Consider the following 24,428-nt stretch of genomic DNA (forward strand, 5'->3'; position numbering starts at 1 on the left):
GCGGCGGCACTCCGCCGCCAGACTGGATGGAGCTTGCCTGAAACGCGGGGTGTCCTGTGCACATGGCGCGGCTCACGCCCGACGCCCCGCAAACCCGTCATGCCAACCAGGCGGTCTACCGCCCAACTTGGCAGAGTGTCCCGGCAGTCTTCCCGCCCTCGGAAACCGAACCTTCACCTGGCAAGACATCGGGCGTTTCAGGCACGTGGCCTTTATGACCTTGAACAGCTTCGCCGGCACCAGGGCATCATTCGGCGGCCGCCACTTTGAGTACCGCAGAAGATCCGCCAGACATCGAGGCAGGCGGCAGTTCCGGCGTCCAGGTTCTCAGCCGCAATGCATTGCTGAGGACAAAAACGGAGCTGAGCGCCATGGCCGCAGCAGCGAAGACCGGCGACAAGAGAATGCCGAATGCCGGGTACAAAACCCCAGCAGCGACCGGCACCAGGGCCGCGTTGTAGGCAAAGGCCCAAAAAAGGTTCTGCTTGATGTTGCGGATGGTCGCCTTGGACAGGGCGATCGCGTTCGACACGCCGGCAAGCGAGCCGGAGACCAAAACAACGTCCGCCGCCTCGATCGCCACATCCGTGCCGGTCCCGATCGCAAGGCCGACATCGGCCTCGGCCAGGGCGGGCGCGTCGTTGATGCCATCGCCGACAAAGGCAAGCTGGCCGTGAGCTGCCTTTAAGGTTCTGACCGCGTCCAGTTTTCCTTCCGGCAGAACTTCCGCGATGACGGCATCAATGCCAAGCCGGTTGGCAATTGCGTGTGCCGTGCGGCTGTTGTCCCCGGTGATCATCGCGACCTTGAGGCCAAGGGCATGCAGCGCGGCAATTGCGGCCGGGGTGGCCGGCTTGATCGGGTCGGAGACGGCGATGATGGCGGCAAGCTGACCGTCGAGCGCAGCATAAAGCGGGGATTTTCCCTCCCGGCCAAGACGCTCGGCAATCTCCTCAAAGACGGAAACATCTTGCCCGAGCTCGGCCATGTACCGGTCCGCGCCGATGTGAACCTTTCGTCCGCCCGCGTTTGCGGCAACGCCCATGCCGGTCACGCTTTCGAAGTCACTTACAGTTGGCAGTGCGAGATCTTGTGCCCCGGCAGCCTCTACAATCGCGCGCGCGATGGGATGTTCCGATTTTGATTCGACCGCTGCGATATGCGACAGCACGGTGGGGGCATCAAAGCCGTTCGTGACCTCAAGGTCTGTCAGGCCTGGCGCGCCTTCGGTGAGTGTCCCCGTCTTGTCAAAGGCAACGACGCGTACGTCCTTCAAGATCTGCAAGGCTTCGCCCCGGCGGAACAAGACCCCCATCTCGGCACCCCGTCCCGTCCCGACCATGATCGAGGTTGGTGTCGCCAGCCCCATCGCGCAGGGGCAGGCGATAATCAGGACGGCAACGGCGTTCACGAGACCGAATGTCAGGGCAGGTTCAGGCCCAAAGGCGATCCAGACGCCGAACGTGATCAGCGCCAGCGTGATCACCGCGGGCACGAAATACATGGTGACCTTGTCCACCATGGCCTGAATTGGCAGCTTGCCGCCTTGAGCTTCTTCAACCAGCCGGATGATTTGGGCAAGCATCGTTCCGGTGCCGACCGCCGTGGCGCGGAAGACAATACTTCCAGTCTGGTTCACTGTTCCGCCGATGACGGTTGCGCCGGTTTCTTTTGAAACAGGTACAGGCTCGCCGGTGATCATGCTCTCGTCGACAAAGGTCGACCCTTCGATCACTTCACCATCCACCGGAAGCCGTTCGCCAGGACGCACTTCGATGATCTCGCCGGTTACCACGCTGGAGACCTCAACCTCGGCAGTCGTGCCACCACGCCTGACGCGGGCGGTCTTTGGGGCCAGCTTTACCAGCCGTTGGATGGCGTCTGACGTGCGCCCCTTGGCCCGCATCTCCATCCACCGCCCGGTCAATATGAGCGTCACGATGACGGCGGCCGCCTCATGGTAGACGTTGACGGTCCCCTCCGGCAGAAAACCCGGCGCAAATGTTGCGACCACGGAGAACAGATAAGCGGCGGCCGTTCCAACAGCGACGAGACTGTTCATGTCGGGAGCGCCCTTCATGAGGGCGGGTATGCCTTGGCGGTAAAAGACCCGGCCGGGACCGAACAACACCGCGCTGGTAAGGGCAAACTGCAGCAGCCAGCTCGCCTCAATGCCAATTGTCTGCGCAATCAGGTGGTGCATTCCGGGGATCACATGGCTGCCCATTTCAAGGACAAACACAGGCAGTGTCAGCAGCCCGGCGGTCAGTACGGTATTTTTGAGCTGGCGCGTTTCCTCGTCCCTTTTGGACGCCGTGTCTTGCAAAGACTGGCCGCCTTGGGCAATCGCGTGCGCTGACTTGCCGGTTTTCGAAACGGCTTCAATCAACGCCGCGATATCCGCCTGCCCGGCAACCTCGGCCTGTTCCGTGGCAAGATTTACGCTTGCGCTGGAGACGCCGGGGACAGCAAGCAGCGCCTGTTCCACCCGCCGCACACAGCCGGCACAGGTCATTCCATCAATCGCAAGATGGTGGGTTTGCTTTGGAACCACATGCCCCAATCCCTCAATGGCAGTGATAAGGGCTTGGGGATCTACGGCCTCTTCAAACCGGACATCTGCGCGTCCGGTAGCAAGGTTGACGCTGGCCCCGGCAACGCCTGGAACCTTTTCAAGGGCCTGCTCGACCCGGCCGACGCAGGACGCACAATGCATGCCTTCAACCGGCAGCGAGAGGGACTGTTGAGATCTGGAAGCGGCAGCCATCGAGCGCCATCCTTTTTCATCTGATTTGGCTATTGAGGCCAAGATGGGGCTTCTAGTTGCTGGAAGGTCAAGATACGGGTTTACACCAATCTGACTTACCGCACTCCGCCGCTCCCGGATCTTTGCTTTTTCACAATGGCTTAAAGCACCCGGGCAGACATCAGTCCACGCGCCGTTTCTCCCGGGCAATGGCGGGAGCCGCCGGCCAGATAGCCCAAAAGGGCTTGAATTGTGCCCAATCACAAGTGAAACGCTATCGGGCCATGAACCGCTGACAACTGGCTAAAGCGGCCAACAAATGGCCAAGGCTGCTGACAAATGAGCAGAGCCGACCCCAATGACCGCGGAAGGCTCCGCAGTTGGCTGGATCAAAGGACGCAAGCCTTGTTTGAACCGGGCCAGTATTTTGGCCCTGGAGGCTCTTGGGCGGTTTGGAACACAGCCATAACGGAAAAGCTGTGATCGTTGCCGTACACGGCAGCAGCGGAACGTTCCGGCACTTACCCCAGCGACTGCACGGCTGACTGCGGCGGATTGAGATAGTCGCGCAAGGCGGGTTCGCAGCCGCTTGACCAGATGCGCTTGAGCCAGCGGTCAAAAGCACCGGCAAGAACACGATTGTCCGCCAGGTCTCCGTAGACCTGATGTTGCTCCAGCCAGGCGTGCGGGCGCACACGGGCGTCCCAGGCAGCTCGATTCAGCTGGTCCCAATTGGGGTCATTCGGCTCGATTTCCGTTCCGTCTTCCCGGGTCCCCGCGCACATGCGCGCCCACAGCGCCTCGACCAGCGCGAGCCCTTCGACCGGGGTGCCCGCGGCCAAGGCATCGCGGATCACAGGCAGAACGAAGCCGGTGTGCCGCGACGAGCCGTCAAAGGCGACCCGGCGGGTTGTGTCCAAAATTGCCGGGTTTGCGAACCGGCCGTGGATCAAGTCGGCATAGGCGGCAGGTGTCATGCCCGGAACAGGGGCCACATGCGGCACGATCTCGGCGTTCAGCACCTTGAAAAACAGCCCGGACACAAGCGGGTGCGCCATACAATCGGCAATCGTGCCGAGCGACAGGATCTCACCGGCATTGGCGATGACCTGATGGCCGGCATTGAGCATGCGCAGCTTCATCATCTCGTAAGCGTGGACATCGTTGGTGAAGGTGGCTCCGGCCTGCTCCCAGTCCGGGCGCCCGGCGCAAAAGTCGTCCTCCAGCACCCATTGGCGAAAGGCTTCATGCGAGACCGGCGCGCGGTCCTCAATGCCGAACTCCCGCGCAAGCGCGATTTCCCGCGGGCCCGTGGCCGGAACAATGCAATCCACCATGGAATTGGGGAAGCTGCAGCGGGTCTCGATCCAGTCGGCCAGGGCGGGATCCGACAGGCGCGCAAGGCCAACAACGGTCTGGCGCAGGATGCGGCCATTGCCCAGAAGATTATCGCAGCTCAAAAGCGTGAGCGGACCCGCGTCATTATCCCGGCGGTGCCTGAGTGCGGCAGCAATTGCGCCAAAGGCCGTGCGCGGCGTGTCCGGGCGAGCCGCGTCATGCACAATGTCGAGGTGTCGCGCATCAAACGCATTGCTCACCGGGTCGATGTAGTAGCCGCCCTCGGTCACCGTCAGGGCGACGATCCGGATGGCGGGATCGGCCATTTTCGCAATCAGCGGCGCGTTGTCAGGCTCAATGGGCAAGTAGCCGGTCATGGAGCCGACAATTTCGGCAGACGTTGCCGACGGGTTCAGCTCGATCAGCGCCGTCAGGCAGTCCTGGCTCAGCAGCTTGTCCCGCATGTCCGCATCATAGGGCCTAACGCCCGCACCGATGATTGCCCAGTCGAGCGCCTTGCCCTCTTGCATCAGGCGGTGCAGATACCACGCCTGGTGGGCGCGGTGGAAATTGCCTACCCCGATATGAACGATCCCCGGCGTCAGGGCGCTGCGGTCATAGCGTGGCCGGGCGACCTGTTCGGGCACGCTGCCAAGGGTCGCATTCGAAAGCCGGATCAGCTCATCCATTGTCCGCCGTCCACATTATACGTCTGGGCGAGGATGTAATCGGCCTCGCTGGAGGCGAGGAATATCGCCATGCCGGTCAGGTCGTCCGCGGTGCCCATGCGCCCGAACGGCACGGCATCGCCGACTTCCCGTTTCTTCTGCCCCGGCGCCTTGTTCTCATATTTTGCAAAGAACGCATCGACCCCGTCCCAGTGTTCGCCGTCAACAACACCGGGCGCAATGGCGTTCACACTGATGCCGTGCCCGATCAGGTTGAGGGCGGCCGACTGGGTCAGGCTGATCACGGCCGCCTTGGTCGCGCAATAGACCGCCACGAGCGGTTCGCCCCGGCGTCCCGCCTGACTGGCCATGTTGATGATCTTGCCGCCGCCCCCGCGGGCAATCATATGGCGCGCCACGGCCTGCATGGTGAACAGCGTGCCGGCGACATTGATGTCGAACACCCGCGCGTAGTCGTCCCGGTCGATTTCGACAATCGGGGCCGCGGTGAAGATCGCCGCGTTGTTGATCAGGATGTCGATCCGCCCGAGCGCGGACACCGTTTCGTTGACGGCACGGTCGATGCTGTCCTGTTTGGTGACGTCCATTTCAACCGCAATCGCCGCCGGGCCGAGTTCGTCCACGGCCTGGGCCGCCCGCGCCACATCAATGTCGGCGATGGCCACCGTGGCGCCTTCCGAAATATAGGCTTTGGCAAAGGCAAAGCCGATGCCGCGCGCGGCTCCGGTGATCAGCGCAGTTTTTCCCTCGAGCCGTTTCATGAAATTCTCAAACCGTTTTCGTTGAACTTGTGAATGACGTCTTCGCGCGGGGTCATGTGGATCCGGTCACCGTGACGGAAGCCGACTTCACCGCCAGCACGCACGGTGATCGTGTCGGCAAGACCGGTTTCGTGCACATGGAAGAACGTGTCAGACCCAAGATGTTCAGACACGCCGACAACGCCGGACCAGGGCCCATCGGTTTCCGACACTTCAATGTGTTCGGGCCGGATGCCGATAGCGTGGGCGCCGTGCTTTTGGGCCTCCGCGCCTTCGATGAAGTTCATTTTCGGCGAGCCGATAAACCCGGCCACGAACCTGTTGCGCGGATTTTTGTAAAGCTCCAGCGGCGAGCCGACCTGCTCGATATTGCCCGCCCGCAGAACCACGATCTTGTCGGCCATGGTCATGGCCTCCACCTGGTCGTGGGTCACATAGATCATCGTGGTTTTCAGGCGCTCGTGCAGCTCGGAGATCTCCAGCCGCATGCCGACCCGAAGCGCCGCATCGAGGTTGGACAGCGGTTCGTCGAACAAGAAGGCGGAGGGCTCGCGCACAATCGCCCGGCCGATGGCAACCCGCTGGCGCTGACCGCCGGACAGCTGGCCCGGACGGCGGTCCAGATAGTCGGTCAGGTTGAGGACGGCCGCGGCCTGATCGACCTTGCGGTCTTGTTCGGCCTTGTCTAGCCCGGCCATGCGCAGGGGAAAGGCGATGTTCTTGCGGACCGACATATGCGGGTAAAGCGCATAGGACTGGAACACCATGGCCAGGCCCCGCTTGGCGGGCGGTACGGTGGTGGCGTCCTGCCCGTCGATGGAGATCACGCCGCTGGTGACGTCCTCAAGCCCGGCAATAAGCCGCAAAAGCGTAGACTTTCCGCAGCCGGACGGCCCGACAAAGACGACGAATTCGCCATCGTTGATCTCAAGGTCGAGCGGTGGGATCACCTCGACATCGCCGAAGCGTTTGGTGATCTGGTTGAGAGTGATCTGACCCATTCCGGGCTCCTATTTAACCGCGCCGAAGGTGAGGCCGCGCACAAGCTGTTTCTGGCTGAACCATCCAAGGATCAGGATCGGCGCAATCGCCATGGTCGCGGCGGCGCTGAGCTTTGCGTAGAACAATCCCTCGGGGCTGGAGTAACTGGCGATAAAGGCGGTGAGCGGCGCAGCTTTTGCCGCCGTCAGGTTGAGCGTCCAGAATGCCTCGTTCCAAGCCAGGATGATGTTGAGCAAAAAGGTCGAGGCAATGCCGGGAATGGCCATCGGCGTCAGGATAAAGAGGATCTCCTCTTTCAGGCCCGCGCCGTCCATGCGCGCTGCTTCCAGGATTTCGCCCGGGATTTCCTTGAAGTAGGTGTAGAGCATCCAGACAATGATCGGCAGGTTGATGAGCATCAGGACGATGGTCAGGCCGAGCCGTGTGTCGAGCAGGCCAAGTTCGATGAACAGGATGTAGATCGGATAAAGCACGCCGACAGCAGGAAGCATCTTGGTCGAGAGCATCCAAAGGAGAATGTCTTTCGTGCGCTTGGACGGGACAAAGGCCATCGACCAGGCAGCCGGGACAGCGATGAGGATACCGAGCACCGTGGACCCGCCCGCGATGATGATCGAGTTCCACAAAAAGCGGGTGTAGTCGGACCGTTCCTGAACCACCGCGTAGTTTTCAAGCGTCCAGTCAAAGAACAGGAACAGCGGCGGATCGCTGATCGCCTGAGCTTCGGTCTTGAAGCTGGTCAGGATCGTCCAGAGGATCGGAAAGAAGATCAGAAGGCCGATCGACCAGGCCAGAAGGGTGTTGAATGCCTTGCGGCGGGTGGTGACTGCGCGGGCCATGATGTTTTCTCCTCACGCGTCCAGGTTTTTGCCGACGATGCGCATCAGGAAGATCGCAACGATGTTGGCCAAGATGATTGCGTAGACACCGCCTGCGGAGCCGAGCCCGACATTCTGGCTTTCCAGAACCCTTTGATAAATCAGATAGGTCAGCGTCCGTGTGCCGAACGAACCGCCGGTGGTGACGAAGATCTCCGCGAAGATCGCAAGCAGGAAGATGGTCTGGATCAGCACCACGATAGTGATGGCCCGCGCCAGATGCGGCAGGATGATGTGCGCGAAACGGGACAGGGGTGGTGCCCCGTCCATTTCGGCCGCTTCCAGCTGTTCGCTGTCCAGCGACTGGATCGCGGTCAGCAGGATCAAGGTGGCAAAGGGCAGCCATTGCCAGGAGACGATCAGAATGATCGAGAACAGCGACGCATTGCTGAGCCACTCCACCGGCTGTGCCCCGAACGCTTGCCACAGGTGGGCGAAAAGCCCGTTCACCGGATCCATGAACATGTTCTTCCACACCAGCGCGGACACCGTCGGCATAACGAAGAACGGCGCAATGACAAGGATCCTGACAACGCCCTGCCCCCACATGGGCTGATCCAGCAGGATGGCGAGCAGCACGCCAAGGATCACGGTGATGAGCAAAACACCGCCGACAATGATCAAAGTCGTCTGGACACTCGGCCAGAATGTGCTGGACGACACGAAGCGGACATAGTTGTCGAAGCCGACCCAGCCTAGATCCCCGCCGCGCAGCGGCAGATATTTCTTGAACGAAAAATAAAGGGTCATCGTCAGCGGGACGAGCATCCAGCCGAGCAACAGGATCACGGCGGGCGCCATCATGATGCGGGCAGCGGATCTGGAGTGCTGGGTAGCCATGGAAAAAGACTTCTCTGCCACCGGCTTAAACCGGCGCGCGCAAACGGGGCGGAAAACAGGACAAAAATGGAGGACGGCCTGAACCGCCCTCCAGGGGGGGAGGAATGCGTTAGTAGCCTGCGGCTTCCATTTCCTCGGTCACCAGGGTCTGTGCTTTTTCAAGCGCTTGTTCCGGTGTTTGCTGGCCTGCAACCATGGCCGAGAATTCCTGACCGGCCGAGGTTCCAATGCCCGCCCATTCGGGGATCGCGACATACTGGATGCCGACATAAGGCACCGGCTCGACGGTCGGATTGTTCGGGTCTGCCGCGTTGATGCTGTCGAGCGTCATTTTCGCAAACGGAACCTTGGCGTATTCCGGGTTCTCGTAAAGAGATGTCCGGCTGCCGGGAGGCACGTTCGCCCAGCCTTCCTTTTCCGCCACAAGGGACAGGTAGTCCTTGGACGTTGCCCACTCGATGAATTGCTTGGCGGCGGCTTCCTTTTGCGTGCCGGCCGGGATGGCCAGGGCCCAGGCCCAGAGCCAGTTCGCCCGCTTTGATACGCCATCCTTGTTCGGCGCAAGGGCAAAGCCAACCTTGTCGGCAACCGTGGAATCTTCCGGGTTCGTCACGAAGGACGCTGCAACAGTGGCGTCAATCCACATGCCGCATTTGCCCTGCTGGAACAGCGCCAAGTTTTCATTGAAGCCGTTGGTCGACGCCCCTGGAGGGCCGTAATTGGTCAGAAGGTCATTGTAGAAGTTGACCGCTTCCTTCCACTCATCCGAATCCAGCTGTGGTGTCCAGTTCTCGTCGAACCAGCGGGCGCCGAAAGAATTGGCAACCGTGGTGATGAACGCCATGTTCTCACCCCAGCCGGCCTTGCCGCGCAGGCACACGCCGTAGATCTCGTTGTCCTGGTCGGTCATCTTGGCGGCCGCATCGGCAACGAAATCCCACGTCGGGGCGTCGGGCATCTCCAGACCGGCCTGTTCCATCAGGTCGGTGCGGTACATGATCATCGAGCTTTCGCCGTAGAACGGGGCGGCGTAGAGCGTGCCGTCAACCGACAGGCCGCCGCGCATGGCCGGCAGAATGTCTTGAGTGTCATAGCTTTCCGGCAGATCGTCCAGCGACACAAGCCATCCCTGCTTGCCCCAGATCGGCGTCTCGTACATGCCGATCGTCATGATGTCGAACTGGCCGCCTTTGGTGGCGATGTCTTGGGTCACGCGCTGGCGCAGCACGTTTTCTTCCAACGTGACCCACTCAACGGTGTGGCCGGTCTTGGCCGTGAAATCCTCGGTCAGACCCTGCATGCGGATCATGTCGCCGTTGTTCACGGTTGCAATGGTAAGTGTTTCTGCATGAGCTGCGGCTACCGGCAGCATGACAAGCGCTGTCGTCGCACAAAGTGCGTTCTTTATAAACATCCGATCTCCTCCCTAAGTTGGATGCCTTGAAGTACCCTAGTGCAGAGATTTGTCTGGCGTCAATATAAATTTATCGCGCGTAAAGTTTTTTGCTATGCGGAACTTCGCAGCACAAGGTGGGCTGCAAACAGCGTTTCCTCGCGCTGATCAAAGCGTCCGCCCGCCTCGATCAGGGTGTTGAGCGTCTTGAACGCATGGCTGGAGACGCTGTCATAGTCGTGCGCGGCGGTGGTCAGGGACGGGCAGGTGAACTGCGAAAACGGGTGATCGTCATGCGAGGCGACCCGCAGGGCGCACCCCTCCCCGCGCCCGACCCGGAGGCCGTGGTCATAGCAGGCGGACAGCAACCCGATCGCCAGCCGGTCATTGCTGCACAGCACCGTGCTGGTGGGAAATCCGCCAGCCTTCAGCATCCGCAGCGCACCGTCGCGCCCAATCTGCTCAAAGGCCCAGCCTTCGCCATCGACCTTGACGACATGTGGCTCCAGGCCGAACCGCTCCATGGTTTGCAGATAGGCGGTCCGCCGCTTGTTCGCATTGGGATTGGCTGGCGTGCTCATTTCGAAAAAACAGGGCGACTCACCCGTCCGGGTCAAATAGTCGACGGTCTGCGAGACGAAACTGAAATTATCAGATCCCACAAAGGCTTCGCCGATGCCGTCGATATTGCTGTCAAACAACACCGTTGGCACATCCTCGCAGAATTTTTCGATCACCCGTTTGTCGGAGGCCCGGCCAAGCGGCGCCAGCAAGACGCCGGCCGGCTTCAAGGACCGCAGGCTGTCGAGGATTTCATTTTCAAGATGCTGCTGGCCGTGGGAGCTGTAGAGCGTTGGGCGGAACCCGGCCTCAAGGCAGCAGCGCTCCATTCGCCGGGCGATTTCGGTAAAGAACGGATCGGCCAGATACGGCACCACAATGCCGACATTCTTTGTCAGCTTGCGGTTCTGGTTCATCGCGAAAATGTTCGGCCGGTAGTCGAATTCCTCCAGCGCCTTTTCGATACGCTGCCGGGTCGTCTTGCGCACACTCGCCGGATCGTTGAAATATTTGGAGACAGTCGGCCGGGAGATGCCGCTGGCGGCCGCAAACTCCTCCATGTTCTTCAATTTCCGCTCGGCCATGCACTTGCCCATTTTGCTACTTCTATGCCCGATCAAGCAGGCGTTCTGAACGCACTGGAACGCCATTAAGTTTCCGCGCGTTAATTATTAATATTACAATAGAGTCTGTTGGCTGGAAGCGTCAAGCAACTGGAATAAAACGCGGACTGCCCCCGTTTATTGTGTGAGAGCAGGCGAAGGTGTGGGCACTGGCCGTCTTGTCCGTGGCATCGGAGACTGCCAGATATTGGTTAGGCTGCTGGTTTTGGGGTCGCAGCTTCTGCCGCGGCAGCTGCAGCAACAGCCTCTTTTTGATGGTCGTCAAGTTTTGCCGCTTCCGGGAGTTGCACTCGGACTTCCTTGCGTGCGAACTGGATGCCATTTTCTTCAAAGGCTTGTTGCACTCGTTTGTAGATTTCTTTGCGAACGCCGAATTGCTTGCCGGGCTTGGTGGTGAATTTCCCGCGCACCACGATCCCTACGTCATCCACATCCGCCACGCCTTGCCCCTTGAACGGCGCCAGGATGTCGTCCTTGTATTCATCCATCTCCATGATGTCCTGCCCGATCCGCTTGAACAACTTTCGAACTTTTTCGACATCCGTATCGAAGGGAACGGTGAACTTGAGTTTCATGATCACCCAATCGCGGCTCAAATTGGTGAGCTTCGGGATCTCGCCGTAAGGCACGATGTGCACGGCCCCTTTAGTGCCACGCAGCTGAATTGACCGGATCGAGATTTTTTCAATCGTGCCCTGAACGCCGCCTGTGTCAATAAATTCTCCCATCCGAAAAGCATCGTCGAGCAAAAAGAACACGCCGGAAACAACATCTCGGACGAGAGTCTGAGCACCAAATCCGATCGCCAGGCCAAGGACCCCTGCCCCGGCAAGCAGCGGAGTTATATTGACGCCAATCTGCGCCAACGCCAAAAGGACGGTGAGCAAAATAATGGCGATTTGCGACACCACGCGGATCAGCGGCAAAATGGTTGCCAGTCGCGATTTTCCCGCCCCGCCCATCTCGGCATCATCAGAATCATCAGCAGCTGGCGGCGAGTCTTTGGCAAGCTGATGGCTGACCCACAGGTTGACGACTTCCCAAGCCAAATAGCCTCCCGCAAGGATAAGCAGGAAGCCCACACTATTGCGGCCAAAAGCGGAAGCATCATCAGAGCCGCTGAAGGAAATTAGGTTTAATCCATAGATCCGCGCGATAGCCAGGATAAGAACCGTGATCAAGAAAACCCGGGCAATGCGGATATAACTGTGCCGGGTTTGCATGTGCGCGGCCTCCGCGACGGGCCCATCACCCTGCATCGGCGGCACGATATGTGACACGATCCCGCGGACCATCGTATCCAGAAACGGTGCGAAAATAACGAGGGCGATAACACCCAGCGACCGGCCGGCCGCCAAGGGTTCAAACCCGAATGCTGTCGGCAGCTGGACCAGGAACCAGTTAAAAACAATGAACGCCATGGAAAAATACGGCCAAAAACGGGCCATGCGCTCCAGGCCGGTCGTCGGCTCTTGTTCATCACCCAAGATGATTTCAGTGAGTCCGTGGCGCGCCTGCCAGATAATCGCAATCACCCAAAGATTGATGCCTGTTCCAACAAAAAACCGAAAGGTTTCGGCAACGTCCTGCCCGGCTGCGAGCATGATATTGCGCAAGAAAAACGAAATCCCGACCACCGCGAACAAGGCTGTAAAGCTCATGTACAAACGCCGCGCAGTCGGATCATCTGCGGTGACGAGACGTAATTCTCGGCGATGCGGCGCCAAAGCAAACCGCATCAGCGCTGCAACCAGCCGCGGGAGAAAAACAACCCAGAAAACAAACTGCAGAGCGAAGGATTGGGTGTCTGGGCTCCCGACCGCCAAACGGCTTACAATGAGGGCGACTGCTGCAAAAATTATCAAGCCACCCAAGTCAAGTCCCGCACGTGCCGAGACAAGCTTCACAGTCTCGAACAGACTCTCCGGTTGTGTTTGTTTGATGCGGTCACGCCGCTGGCCGACAATGCGATTGAACAAAAATTCGGCAGCAAACCCAGCTGCAAGCAACAAGAGCACGGCACCGGCGAGGAGATAGAACGGCCCCGCAATACTGCCGGAAAACAGAGCAACAATACTGGCGGTGAGGCCGGAAAACAGAGAGGCAAGACCAATGAAGTGGCCTGCGATCATACTGCCGAAATTTGCCGCGCCTGACTGTAGTTGCGCGATGAAGCCTGGCCCACTTTCCGCGCTTTCCATGTTGGCCTGAGCGCCCGCAGCTCCTTGCTGGAGCAGCTGCATCAGATCGCTCAGTGCTTGAACCTGTTCAGGAGTGAGGTCCCCGACAAGTTTTTGAATGGCTTCTTGCTGCAACGACGGAGGCAGGTCGTTTTGTACCTCTTGCGCCTGCACACCCCAGGGCAAGAACATGAACAGCGCCAAAAGCAATCCTGACAAGACGCTGTTCCAGAGACCGCTTTGAGATTGCTGCATGGGTTACTCCAGGAAACTGGCGAGCCGGGCGGCTTCCGCCATGTGTCTAAAATCATGCCACGGGGCAATTTAAGAAAAACAATCGCCCTAGAATGCTAGGCCGGTCTTACTTATTTGTAAAATATGAAACTATTAACTCTGCGGCAGTTCAAACAGTTTATCTGCCCATGGACGATCAACGCCTCAAAGGCCGAATCCCGCGCTGGGATCCTGTGTATCGCCTAATATGAACAAATTTCTTGGGCTTTTCGGCCGCACATCGTCGACTTCGAATGTAAACTGGCTGCGGCTGAGAGCTGCAAAACGCGCCCGCCATCAAAGCCGGCAGCCCCTTTGACAGCGTCTTGGAAATCTAGGCTGGCAAAGATGATGACCGGTCGCACACCTTCCAAATCAAACAAAAAAAACCGGCATTTGCCGGCTTTTTTGTTATCGACTTTATGCCGATCGGTGATTTGGTGCCCAGGAGAGGACTCGAACCTCCACGCCGTTGCCAGCGCTAGCACCTGAAGCTAGTGCGTCTACCAATTCCGCCACCTGGGCTGTGAGGGCGGCTTTTAAGCGGCTGTCACACTCTTGTCAATCACCGAATGAGAGACATTTCTAAACTTATGATCCCGGCTCTTCACAGGCAGGCGACAACCGGATAAGAGACGGGCAGTTGTCGGCCAAAACGCCGAAATTGTGTGACGCGACAGAGGGCACAGGCATGTCCACAGCACTGAACGGTAAACTTGTTACAGTCTTTGGCGGATCCGGCTTTGTCGGCCGGCACGTTGTCCAAGCATTGGCACGGCGGGGCTACCGGGTCCGGGCAGCAGTCCGCCGCCCCGACCTGGCTGAATATCTACAGCCGCTTGGCGTTCCAGGCCAAATCATGCCTATTCAAGCCAATTTGCGTTACCGCTGGTCCGTCGAACGCGCCATTGACGGTGCTAACGCCGTTGTTAACTGTGTTGGTATCCTGTTCCCAACCGGCAAGCAGAGTTTTGACGCCGTCCAATCATTCGGCCCACGGGCAATCGCTGAAGCTGCACGCGACGCCGGGCTGTCTTTCGCAACACACGTGTCAGCGATCGGAGCCAATGAAAACTCCAAGTCAGCTTACGCGAGGTCTAAAGCAGAGGGCGAAGCGGGCATAACTGAAACCCTACCGGAAAGCGTTATTTTGCGGCCTTCAATCGTGTTCGGCCCAGAAGACGATTTCTTCAACAAGTTTGCCGGTATGGCACGGCTCGCTCCAGCATTACCGCTGATCGGCGGCGGCGAAACAAAATTCCAACCAGTCTATGTATGCGATGTCGCAGAGGCTGTTGCAAAATCTGTCGATGGAGACCTAAAAGCCGGGACGGTCTACGAGCTGGGCGGCCCCGAGGTTAAAAGCTTTAGGGAATGCCTGGAGCTTATGATGGAGATAACACGCCGCAAGCGCTTCCTGGCACCACTACCGTTTCCGGTGGCAAGGGCGATGGGAAAAATCATGCAGCTACTGCCGGCCCCCTTGCTGACCGCTGACCAAGTCGAGCTCTTGAAGACGGACAATGTGGTTTCAAAAGCTGCGCAAGACGAAAAGCGTACGCTTGAGGGAATGGGCGTTGAGGCATCAACATTGGCGGCTATTTTGCCGAGTTACCTGGAACGGTACCGGGAGCACGGGCAGTACGATGCGCACAAAGCGGCCTAACTGGTAAACCGCTCAGTTTTTCAAAAGGCGCCGGAGCGAGGCGCCTTTTTTATTGACTTTTTTCACGCTGCAACTTGCCATAAGCTCTGCACCGAGAGCCAAGTGAGGTTGCCGGAATGACTATGCTTGCCAAAATCACCCTGCTGTTTGTCGTGTTTATCGACATCCTTGGACAAGGGCTTGTCTTCCCTATCATCACATCCCTTGTAATGGAGAGCAATTCTCCCATTTTGGCTCCGGACACTTCCGCGTCCATGCGCCATGTCTATTTCGGTCTGATCATTGGTATCTTCTTCCTGGCATGGTTTTTCGGCGCCCCATATGTGTCGAAACTGTCTGATGTCATCGGACGGAAAAAAGCCATCCTGATTTGTTTGATTGGGGCACTGGTCGGCTATGCGATCACCATTGCAGCTCTCTACATAGGAAGCCTTTTTTTGCTGATACTGGGGCGCGCAATCACTGGCTTCACCGCGGGCAATCAGCCGATTGCGCAGGCTGCGATGATTGACGGCAGCGTCGATGAAGACGACCGAAACCGGAACATGGGGTTTATTATCACCGGCGTGAGTTTTGGACTTGTCGGTGGCCCACTGATTGCCGGTCTGACATCAGATCCGCTGATTCTCGGGAATTATGCAAATATCCAAATGCCGTTCTACGCAGCCTTGGCGCTCTGTGCCGTGGCGGTTTTTATGGTCATATTTTTCTTTGAAGACAAAAAAGATACCGATCAGGCTTTCAAGTTCCGGCCTGCCGAGGTTTTCGACCAATTGCTCAAAGTGCGGAAATATCCTCTAGCGTTTCGGCTCACCATCGGTTTGTTTTTTTTCCACACTGCCAACGTGACGATGTACGTCTTCGTCGACAATTATCTGGCAACCCGTTTCGGCTTTGGCACCCTTGGCAACAGCATGGTGTTCCTGACAATCGGTGCTGCGTTGGCGTTTTCGAGTACCTTTATGGTGCTGCCGGTGCAAAAACGTTTCAACAAACAAACGATCCTGATCGCCACAATGTGCGTTTGGGCTCTGAGTGCCGCAGCCTTTGTCATGTCCCCGATTGCCGCGCTCGCATTTGTTCCGATATTCACATTCTATTTCATATTCGGAATAGCATATCCGACAATTCTTGGCCTGTTCGCTGCAAGCGTCTCTGATGAAGAACAGGGCTGGATCATGGGCGTAACCGTGGCCGTGTTCACATTTATAGCCGGGATAATGTCTTTGCTCGGCGGCGAACTTATGAACATCGACATCAGATTGCCGTTCTACATTGTCATCGCCGCAGCACTGGCAACGATAGTGGTGCTCAAAACAGTCTGGAACACGCCTGAAGTCAAGAAGATCACGGGAGCACCCTAGGATCGATTGACATAGCGGGTTCGCATATAACGAGAACCGGCGCCTAACATAGTTTCTTGAGAATCGAGCTTGGGACATCTTAACCCCAAAACACTCGAATAGGGCACGCTCAATAGACTTCCAAAAAGACTGTCACAGCGTTGAACGAAAGTTTGGCACGACCCACCGTCTCGCGCGATCACCGTAAGGTATTCCGGAAACGAGAATACTACCCGCCCTTAAAACCGAACCACATCCCGCATCTGATTAGGCGATTTTTCGAACCAAAGCTGTGCCGCGCATGGGTTTGGGAGCAGAGCATCGGGTTAAAATAAAAAGAGCTTCGGCGCCAACAAGCGTCGATAACGCCTTAAGCTCCATAATAAATATCTATTTTTGTTCGCATCAGTTGCATTATTTAACGTAATTTCACACCTTAGATAGGTAATTATTATGTAATATTCCAAATATCTAATAATTTATTATTTACACACCTCCTGTCTAAATCGCTATTCAGCGCCCCTGGAAATGCGAAAAACACTCAGAGTTGAAGCACATTCCGCCCCAAAAATAGAATAAAGGCGCTTAAATGTTCACAGCTACTTCCCCAAAGCAGTCTAAACCCACGAACAAGAGTGAAAACTCCCAAGTAAACGGCGTACTGTCAAAAAAACCCGAAAAGCCAATCCAGATCGGCAAATCAGGCGCGAAATCTCCCAGGACTTCGACAAACAATGCGAACAAGCTGACAAAATTTCCGTCGAAAAACTGCGATGCGTTCGCTCAGGAGATCGGAAACCGCTTGAATGATCAGGCGGTTGCCCTGAAAGGGTCAAAACGCATCAAGCTCGAAAACAACTATCCTGCGCTGTCAATCCACGACCATTTGTGGGAGGCGGATTTCCCGGATGCATTGACGGCGCTTATCAAAGATCCCGCGAAACAGATCAAAGGTGAAAACAAGAATAACGGCAGCGATGAAAGCGGCAAAGGCATTGGCGGCAGCAAAAAATCCACGGCCAAGCCCCACCCGGGTCTGGTCGCGAGCACTGCCGCAGGCATGCTCACGCAGGTGTACAACAACTTCGACAAAAAAATTCCCCCCTTGTTTACCGGTCCTACGGACACGAACTCTTGCAGGCTGATCGCATCAAGCCGGGGGCCGAAGAAAAAATTGACCAAACGAACGAAAAGGTGATCGACACCGCAAAAAAGAAAGAAATCATCAATTTTTCTGGAAGTTACTCGCATGACGAGATCCTGAATGACGCAGATGCGGCATTTCCGTTGCTGTACAAGAAAAACGCAACCATCGTGCAGGCACTCGGCAACAGCACCGAGCTGGACGCCAACCACGAGAAATCCAAAGCTTCGGCAAGTAATTCTGCAACTATTTCCTCAAGCCTAAAGTATCCGGGCTGCATTCTGGTTGTTGGTGGTTTGAACAAAAACCAACACGATTCCAAAAATAGCATCCACACCAGTCCGAATGATCCGATTTCATCGCTTTATCTTATAAAGGCCCCCTGCGATTTCATCGCGACAGCCTCCTACAAAGGGGGAGGCGACAAGAAAGCCTACAGTGGGACTTCTTTTGCCGCACCGCTGGTCTCTAGTTTGGTCCACCGGCTAAATGTCGAGTTTCCCGACAATACCCTGGCTGAAAACAACTATCTCATGCTTCTCGGTGTTGGCGAGAACGGCGCTGCCAATCTGGATAGCGCACTGTCAAACGCAAAAGTCTACAAAAACAGTGGCTGGGACGGGGTTGCAAAGAAAGTTCTTGGAGATGACTACACAGAAGCCAAAAAGGTAACGAATGCAAACTTTGCCGACGCGCCAGAACTGGCACTAATGGCGAAAAAACTCGTTTCCGACGGCAAAAAAAATGTCTTGGACGCCGCTTCCAAAAATGACGAATTCATGGCGCTCGACACTAGCCAGAAAACATTTGTTTTGGGGGCGATGAGCTATTGCGGTAACAAGGGTTTGCAGCAGGACTACGTCAAAAAACTGGTTGCAGAAGTGGACGGCAAGAGCCGCGATGAACTCGTGGATTTTTGGAAAAACTTCTCGGCCGCGCCGCTTTATGACTGCCCTCCAGCCGAACAGGTAAAAATTGGCAGTGATTTAAGGACCCTTGCGTTCGACAACGAAAAAACAAGTCAAAAGCTCAAGGGTAAGCCAGAACGCGTCGACGGCGGAATGATTGGCGCGATATCTGACATAAAAAAGATCTCCGACATCAACGCTGCGAAAACAATATCAAAACTGGATGCCAGCCAGTTCAAACCGATAGCTAAGCAACTTGCGGAAAACGAAGCCTTCGCTCCCGACGTGAGATTACGTACTACAATGCGCTTCGAAGCGGCAGGGCTTGACCCCAGCCCGATTTACAGCCAGCTCGGCGTCGCAGCGACAACCGGATATCAGAACGAATTGAGTCAGCTGCTGAGCGCAATTAGCCTGGACGCCGTGCCAGGCAACAACTTCAGGCTACTGTCCGTTTTGAACGGCGTCGGGCTCAAGGACCTCGCCAGGAGCATGCATGAGGACGCCAACAACGAACTCTCACAGCAGATCGTAGCTCGCCTGCAAGATAAGTCATATGCAGATGTGAAAACCCTGCTTGAAACAGCATCCCAGCTGAACTCACAGGCTAACGACGAAACCATAAGTCGGAGCTTTAAGCGCGCACTGGACGGCGAGGTGCCCCAGGTTGAGAACCAGAATGTCGCTGAAGACGATACAACGGAAATTTCCGACGATGCCAACAATACGGCGAATGCTGGCGATCTCGGTTTCGACAGTGACACTGACGGCGACAGTAGCGATGACAACAGCGATTGATCTGGTGCCAAGGCACTGATGAAATCGACTTCAATCCGAAAAGCCTGCCGCTACGCTGATCTTCAGCGTAGCGGGGCGTTCGTTGCGCCACGTCGGACAGAGACCGGGCCCGGGCCCGGGCCCGGGCCCCTAATGGCTATCCGAAGAAATAGAGCCCGGCAAATCCGGCGAGCCCGACACATATCCGCCACCATGCAAAAGGTGCAAACCCGTGCTTGCTTACGAAATCAAGTAATCCTTTCACGACAAAAAAACCGGCGACAAATGATGCCACAAAGCCGATACCGATAATCACGGCGTCATCAGCCGACAAGACATTGCGGTTCTTATAAAGATCATAGGCGAACGCACCAGCCATGGTTGGCATGGCCAGAAAAAACGAAAACTCGGCAGCAGACCGTTTATCCGTTCCCATAAGCAGAGCGCCGGCGATGGTCGCCCCTGAACGCGAGACACCCGGCACCATGGCCAGGCACTGGCAAAAGCCGATTTTCAGGCAAAGACCAAGTGGATAATCCGTCACGTTGGTGTACCGCGGTTTAAGCGGCAGACGGTCAATCCACAACAGGATGATGCCACCGACCAAAAGCGTCGCACAGATGAGAGCCGGGGTTTCGAAAAGCACTTCCTTGATGAAGCTGTGGGCCATGACACCAATGACCGCGGCCGGCAAGAACGCCAGCAAAATACCACCAACAAACCGCTGGCTAGCGGGGTCGCTTGGCAGCGACACCGCAATTGACCAAAGCCTTGAGAAGTAAACCGACAATATCGCCAGTATCGCGCCTAGCTGGATGAGTACCTCGAAGGTTTTTCCGGTGCTCTCAAAACCCAGAAAATGCCCAAGCAACAACAGGTGTCCTGTGGACGAGACAGGTATGAACTCCGTCAATCCTTCCACAATTCCCAAAATCAGCGCATTGATGATTGTCTGATCATCCATGGATTACGTCCATTCGTCGGTTTGCAGCGGCCAGAAATGCGGCCTGTTCGTGAGGGAGGTGCAAAAGCAACCTTTTTCTGTCGTTAAATGTCGAAAATACGGCTAAACCACCCTTGGGACATAATTCGCAGATAGCCGTCCTGAATGTTGAACCCATCCAATGAACCCTTTCAGGGCACACTCCCGCATTCATGTTCACGCTCTACCACCATCCCTTCTCGCCGTCTTCCCGTTTTGTCCGCTTGATCATCGCCGAATACGGCGCTGATTTTCAGGAGGAATTGGTGAACCCCTGGGAGCGGCCGCAAAAACTGTTGTTGCTCAATGCCGCCGGAACCGTCCCTGTGCTGGTGGAGAATGACGGGCCCGCTTTGTGCGGCCCGGGACCCATTCTGGAATACCTCGACGAAACCCGGGGCTATGCGGTGGCCGATCGGCGCCTGATGCCCGATCATCCCGAGGCACGTGCGGAAACTCGGCGCCTTGTTGAATGGGCGTTGGGAAAATTCGATCGGGAAGTTGTTGGCCATATGGTGCGCGAACGCATTTACAAGCAGGCCATGCCGCGGTCCGCCGGGGGCGGCGAGCCTGATTCGAGTGCGCTGCGCGTCGCACGGGCGAACATTCACCACCATATGAAGTATTTCGGTTATCTTGTTGCCTCACGCAGGTGGCTTTCAGGCGACCGTTTGTCGTTTGCCGACTTTGCGCTGGCAGCCGAATTGTCCTGCGCTGATTATTTGGGCGAAGTGCCATGGGCGAGCGAAGACAACGTCAAAAACTGGTATGCACGGATGAAATCGCGGCCGAGCATGCGGCCGATGCTGAGCGAGAAGATTCTCGGCATGCCAGCATCGCAAACCTACGCGGATCTGGACTTCTGACCCCGAAAGCCGCCAAGAAGCTGGTCGATTCGCTCGAGCAAAAAGCGAAAAGCCTTGGATTTGAAGAGCTCAGGATCACTTCCGCAGATTCAATTCCGGAAACACCTGGACGCTTGAAGAGCTTTCTCGAAGCCGGTTACCATGGTTCCATGGCGTGGATGGAAGAGACGGCCGATCGTCGTTCTGCGCCGAAAGACTTGTGGCCAGAGGTCCGCTCCGTTCTCATGCTGGCCATGAATTACGGTCAGGGTCCAGCTCCTGAGGACGCACCCCTTTACAATCTCGATAAGCCCGAAAGGGCTGAGATTTCGGTCTATGCTCGGCACCGCGACTATCACGATGTGATCAAAGGCAGGCTCAAGGAACTTGCAGGTTATTTGATCTCCCGCGCTCCGCATGACCTGCGGCCGGATGTGAAAGTCTTTGTTGACACAGCACCGGTTATGGAAAAGCCTCTTGCACAAGCAGCAGGGCTAGGCTGGCAGGGCAAGCACACGAATTTGGTTTCCCGCGACATCGGATCCTGGTTCTTTCTCGGGGCGATTTTCACAACGCTTGAGCTTCCGCTGTCTCAGACCGAAACAGACCATTGCGGGTCGTGCCGGGCATGTCTCGACAACTGTCCAACGCATGCGTTCCCAGCGCCTTATCAGCTGGATGCGCGGCGGTGCATCTCCTATCTGACCATCGAGCACCCTGGACCGATCCCGCACGAATTTCGAGAGGCTATAGGCAATCGCATTTACGGATGCGACGACTGCCTTGCCGCGTGCCCGTGGAACAAGTTCGCCAGGACGGCCAACGAAGCAAAGCTTCTTGCTCGGGACGACTTGAAATCGCCAGCGCTCGCTGACTTACTGACACTGGACGATGCAGCGTTCCGCAACTTGTTTTCAGGGTCGCCGATCAAGCGGATCGGGCGCAATCGTTTTGTACGGAACGTTCTCATTGCTGCGGGAAACTCCGGATCCGACAGGCTTGCGGATAAAGTGCGCCATTTGCTGTCCGATCCCGACGAAACGGTCAGGTCTAGTGCCGTATGGGCATTTTCTAAGTTGGCAGCAGCCTCTGATTTCCAAAGCGAGCGGAACGAACGGCTTGCGGGGGAAACATCGTCCCAGGTGCGGCAGGAGTGGTTTTTGACAGCCGACTCGCAAAGTTCATAATCTGACCGCATGATGCGGTTGTCGGGTCTCCCTTTCGCCTTAGTGGCCGAACTTGCCGCAATTAATTTCTGGAGTTAAACCTTGTCGAAATCGCCGTCAATTTTTATCAAAGATCGCCGGAAATCTGGTCCCGTATTGAAGCTGCGCGTTCTTGCGGCCAGCGGGTTAAGCGCAGCTGCGCTTCTGTTCAATAGCACAGCATACGCGCAAAGCGCGGCTGAAAAGGCTTATCTGGCGTATGCCGACCAGTTGCAGGCTCTCGGGATCGAGGTTTCACAGGGTCCCATCAGCTATGATGCTGCCACTGACGCGCTAAAGGTGCCGGACGCGACGCTCTCGGTGTCGGGTGAATTCAAATTGCCCGTGGAGCAGAACGGCAATGCAGCGGCGGCAGGTCAGCAAACGGTCTCGCTCACGCTGACCTACACCAGCAGCATGACGACCATTCGCGGCATGACACATGAAAACGGCGCTTATTTTGCCGAATCGTGGACCAACTCCGATGACACCCAGTTTCTTGGTGCTGCCGCAGTCGATGGCGAAGACCTTGGCCGTATGGAGGTGACGCTGACTGGCGTTCTGGCCGAAAACTATGCTTTCACCATTCCGGAGCCGCCAGCCGATGCACCGGATCAATTGGCAAGCCGGTGGCTCCCAATTTTGAAAGCCAGCCTTTTAACCTCCTACGACGTTCTTGAGGTAGCTAGTCTGAGCGGCACAGTGACGGTCAATCCCAAGAACGCTTCGGACGCACCAGAAAGCGTGAGCGGCACATTCGAGACGATCGGGTATCGCATGTCTGATGCCGTTGACGGACAAGTTGCCGCATTTGAAATAGAGAGCTCCAAACAGGAGTTCACCACAACCTTACCGGATGGGCAGATCTTAAAACAAACGACAACCCAAGGTCTGACTTCCTATACCGGCCTTAATGCCGCTCCATTCATTGATCTGCTCGATCCCGACGTTGAAGAGACCGGTGAACCGATTGTCATTTTGGGCTCGCAATCAATCGAAAATTATGTCTCCAGCCAAGACATTGCGCCAGGACAAAAAGTGTCCGTGTCGATCGGCGAAATCGCCGCTGATGATATGACCCTCACGAAACGTGACTTTGCCTACCTCGAATTCTTGGATGAGTTCCTTACGCAACAGGAGCCGGATGTATATGAAGCTCTCACAGCGATGTTTCAGCTTTACAGGTCGTTTGGCCTCGGCGAGGCGCAAGCGTCGGACATGGTGATTTCTTTTCCAAACCCTGACGCTCCATCGGAAGAGCTAATCATTTCAATCGGACAGATGGGCATGCGCGATGTCAGTTCAGATGGGATTGTGGAGGTGTTTGTAGCCGATGTGGACGCTCCCAAGCTGCCTGAGGGCGCGTCATTCTCTTTGGGGCGTGCAAGTTTCGGTGACTTGGATTTCGCCACCTACGAAGAAATGGCGCCAATCATTAAACAGCTGGTCGAAAATGAGGGACAGACACCGGCTGATTTGTCTCCTATTGAGATCGCGCGGGCCTTCACTCCAAGCTCAATCAGCATTGCGCTGGAAGAACTTGAAGTTGGCATCCCCGGCGAAGGGGACGTCAGCATTGCCAATTTCGAACAGCGCTTCGCTTCTTCAGTCCCACCGATCCCAACCGAAATATACTCCGAGACGGAGGGCGCCGTTCTGCCGCTCTCGGCCCTTGAAGACCCGCAGGCCATTGCACTCTTTAAATCCCTCGGACTGGAAAACCTGTCTTGGTCCGACGAAACCAATCTCTACTGGGACGAAAACACCCTTGAGTTGGTGCTGGAGCGACTGATGGTCAACATCGAGGGCGTGGGCCGCGCAGAAGCTCAAATCAAGTTTGCGAACGTGCCGAAAGCCCTTTTCGAGGATCCGGAACACCAAGCACAGATCGCCTTGGTTATGGCCTCGTTCGTAGAAGCCGAGGTGCATTTCGTTGATGCCGGTGTGACCGCAAAAGCAATTGATCAGTTGGCATCGGACGCAGGTTTGCAACCGACCGCATTCATTCAGGGCCTTGTTGCTCAAACCGAGGCGATCCTTGAACCTGTCAACAATCCGGAATTCACGGAGGACGTCACGAACGCGATCGCCGAGTTTCTCTCTGCACCAGGCACAATACGTTTGACGCTGCGACCGCAAAATCCAGTTCCTCTTGCCCAGATCGTTGGCGGTGCAATTACGCCTCAAGTTTTGCCGGGCCTATTGAATGCGCAAGTAACAGCATCACAGTAGGTTCGTGGGCCGCTTTCGCGGCCCTCCCGCTGCTGTGACATA

At 56.7% G+C, this 24,428-nt stretch carries 17 protein-coding genes and 1 tRNA gene; 7 read left to right on the forward strand and 11 right to left on the reverse strand.

From position 1 onward, the window contains the following. Nucleotides 1–247: 247 nt before the first annotated feature. From JM93_RS11395 to JM93_RS11440, 10 genes are all read right to left on the reverse strand, one after another. On the reverse strand, nucleotides 248–2,767 hold the full coding sequence (locus JM93_RS11395; protein ID WP_145343437.1) for a heavy metal translocating P-type ATPase: 2,520 nt from the start codon (nucleotides 2,765–2,767) through the stop codon (nucleotides 248–250). A 500-nt stretch (nucleotides 2,768–3,267) separates the two neighbouring features. Next, complete coding sequence (locus tag JM93_RS11400) at nucleotides 3,268–4,773, reverse strand: mannitol dehydrogenase family protein (RefSeq protein WP_145343439.1); 1,506 nt, start codon at nucleotides 4,771–4,773, stop codon at nucleotides 3,268–3,270. Continuing rightward, complete coding sequence (locus JM93_RS11405; protein ID WP_145343441.1) at nucleotides 4,761–5,534, reverse strand: L-iditol 2-dehydrogenase; 774 nt, start codon at nucleotides 5,532–5,534, stop codon at nucleotides 4,761–4,763. Before JM93_RS11405 ends, JM93_RS11400 begins: the two co-directional genes overlap by 13 nt. After that, a complete protein-coding gene (locus JM93_RS11410; RefSeq protein ID WP_145343442.1) occupies nucleotides 5,531–6,535 on the reverse strand; it encodes an ABC transporter ATP-binding protein in 1,005 nt (334 codons plus the stop codon). The genes JM93_RS11405 and JM93_RS11410 overlap by 4 nt, the downstream gene beginning before the upstream one ends. 9 nt (nucleotides 6,536–6,544) lie before the next feature. Next, on the reverse strand, nucleotides 6,545–7,375 hold the full coding sequence (locus JM93_RS11415; RefSeq protein WP_145343444.1) for a carbohydrate ABC transporter permease: 831 nt from the start codon (nucleotides 7,373–7,375) through the stop codon (nucleotides 6,545–6,547). A 12-nt stretch (nucleotides 7,376–7,387) separates the two neighbouring features. Next, nucleotides 7,388–8,254, reverse strand: a complete 867-nt coding sequence (locus JM93_RS11420; protein ID WP_145343446.1) for a carbohydrate ABC transporter permease — start codon at nucleotides 8,252–8,254, stop codon at nucleotides 7,388–7,390. 109 nt (nucleotides 8,255–8,363) lie between these two features. Next, a complete protein-coding gene (locus JM93_RS11425; RefSeq protein WP_145343448.1) occupies nucleotides 8,364–9,668 on the reverse strand; it encodes an ABC transporter substrate-binding protein in 1,305 nt (434 codons plus the stop codon). Nucleotides 9,669–9,760: 92 nt separating this feature from the next. Then, nucleotides 9,761–10,792 (reverse strand): LacI family DNA-binding transcriptional regulator, encoded by a 1,032-nt coding sequence (locus JM93_RS11430; RefSeq protein ID WP_145343450.1) that lies wholly within the window; start codon nucleotides 10,790–10,792, stop codon nucleotides 9,761–9,763. Between the two features lie 230 nt (nucleotides 10,793–11,022). Beyond that, nucleotides 11,023–13,266: a mechanosensitive ion channel family protein gene (locus JM93_RS11435; protein ID WP_145343452.1), complete on the reverse strand. Its 2,244-nt coding sequence runs from the start codon at nucleotides 13,264–13,266 to the stop codon at nucleotides 11,023–11,025. 456 nt (nucleotides 13,267–13,722) lie between these two features. Continuing rightward, nucleotides 13,723–13,809 (reverse strand) — tRNA-Leu (locus JM93_RS11440). A gap of 166 nt (nucleotides 13,810–13,975) precedes the next feature. Between JM93_RS11440 and JM93_RS11445 the strand changes: the two genes are divergently transcribed. The 4 genes from JM93_RS11445 to JM93_RS11460 all read left to right on the forward strand — a co-directional run bounded on the left by JM93_RS11445 (nucleotide 13,976) and on the right by JM93_RS11460 (nucleotide 19,143). Further along, the gene (locus JM93_RS11445) at nucleotides 13,976–14,950 is read left to right on the forward strand and encodes a complex I NDUFA9 subunit family protein (RefSeq protein WP_145343454.1); all 975 of its coding nucleotides are present in this window, start codon (nucleotides 13,976–13,978) and stop codon (nucleotides 14,948–14,950) included. A 122-nt stretch (nucleotides 14,951–15,072) separates the two neighbouring features. After that, complete coding sequence (locus JM93_RS11450) at nucleotides 15,073–16,314, forward strand: MFS transporter (RefSeq protein WP_208995129.1); 1,242 nt, start codon at nucleotides 15,073–15,075, stop codon at nucleotides 16,312–16,314. Between the two features lie 781 nt (nucleotides 16,315–17,095). Next, the gene (locus tag JM93_RS11455) at nucleotides 17,096–17,491 is read left to right on the forward strand and encodes a hypothetical protein (RefSeq protein ID WP_145343458.1); all 396 of its coding nucleotides are present in this window, start codon (nucleotides 17,096–17,098) and stop codon (nucleotides 17,489–17,491) included. Next, entirely contained in the window at nucleotides 17,488–19,143 is a 1,656-nt protein-coding gene (locus JM93_RS11460) for a S8/S53 family peptidase (RefSeq protein WP_244300830.1), read from the forward strand. The genes JM93_RS11455 and JM93_RS11460 overlap by 4 nt, the downstream gene beginning before the upstream one ends. Nucleotides 19,144–19,279: 136 nt before the next feature. On the opposite strand, the gene JM93_RS11465 is transcribed toward JM93_RS11460, so the two are convergent. Further along, nucleotides 19,280–20,086, reverse strand: coding sequence for an undecaprenyl-diphosphate phosphatase (locus tag JM93_RS11465; protein ID WP_145343462.1), 807 nt, complete (start codon nucleotides 20,084–20,086; stop codon nucleotides 19,280–19,282). Between the two features lie 191 nt (nucleotides 20,087–20,277). Here JM93_RS11465 and JM93_RS11470 point away from each other — a divergent pair, with 191 nt between their 5' ends. From JM93_RS11470 to JM93_RS11480, 3 genes are all read left to right on the forward strand, one after another. After that, a complete protein-coding gene (locus JM93_RS11470; RefSeq protein WP_145343463.1) occupies nucleotides 20,278–20,970 on the forward strand; it encodes a glutathione S-transferase family protein in 693 nt (230 codons plus the stop codon). Further along, nucleotides 20,967–22,136 carry a tRNA epoxyqueuosine(34) reductase QueG gene (gene queG / locus JM93_RS11475; RefSeq protein ID WP_145343899.1) on the forward strand — a complete coding sequence of 390 codons (1,170 nt, stop codon included), beginning with the start codon at nucleotides 20,967–20,969 and terminating at the stop codon, nucleotides 22,134–22,136. Before JM93_RS11470 ends, queG begins: the two co-directional genes overlap by 4 nt. Before the next feature lie 81 nt (nucleotides 22,137–22,217). Beyond that, nucleotides 22,218–24,386: a hypothetical protein gene (locus JM93_RS11480; protein ID WP_145343464.1), complete on the forward strand. Its 2,169-nt coding sequence runs from the start codon at nucleotides 22,218–22,220 to the stop codon at nucleotides 24,384–24,386. Nucleotides 24,387–24,428 lie beyond the last annotated feature (42 nt).

The sequence above is a fragment of the Roseibium hamelinense genome, from assembly GCF_007830545.1.
GTDB classification, from domain to species: Bacteria; Pseudomonadota; Alphaproteobacteria; order Rhizobiales; family Stappiaceae; genus Roseibium; species Roseibium hamelinense.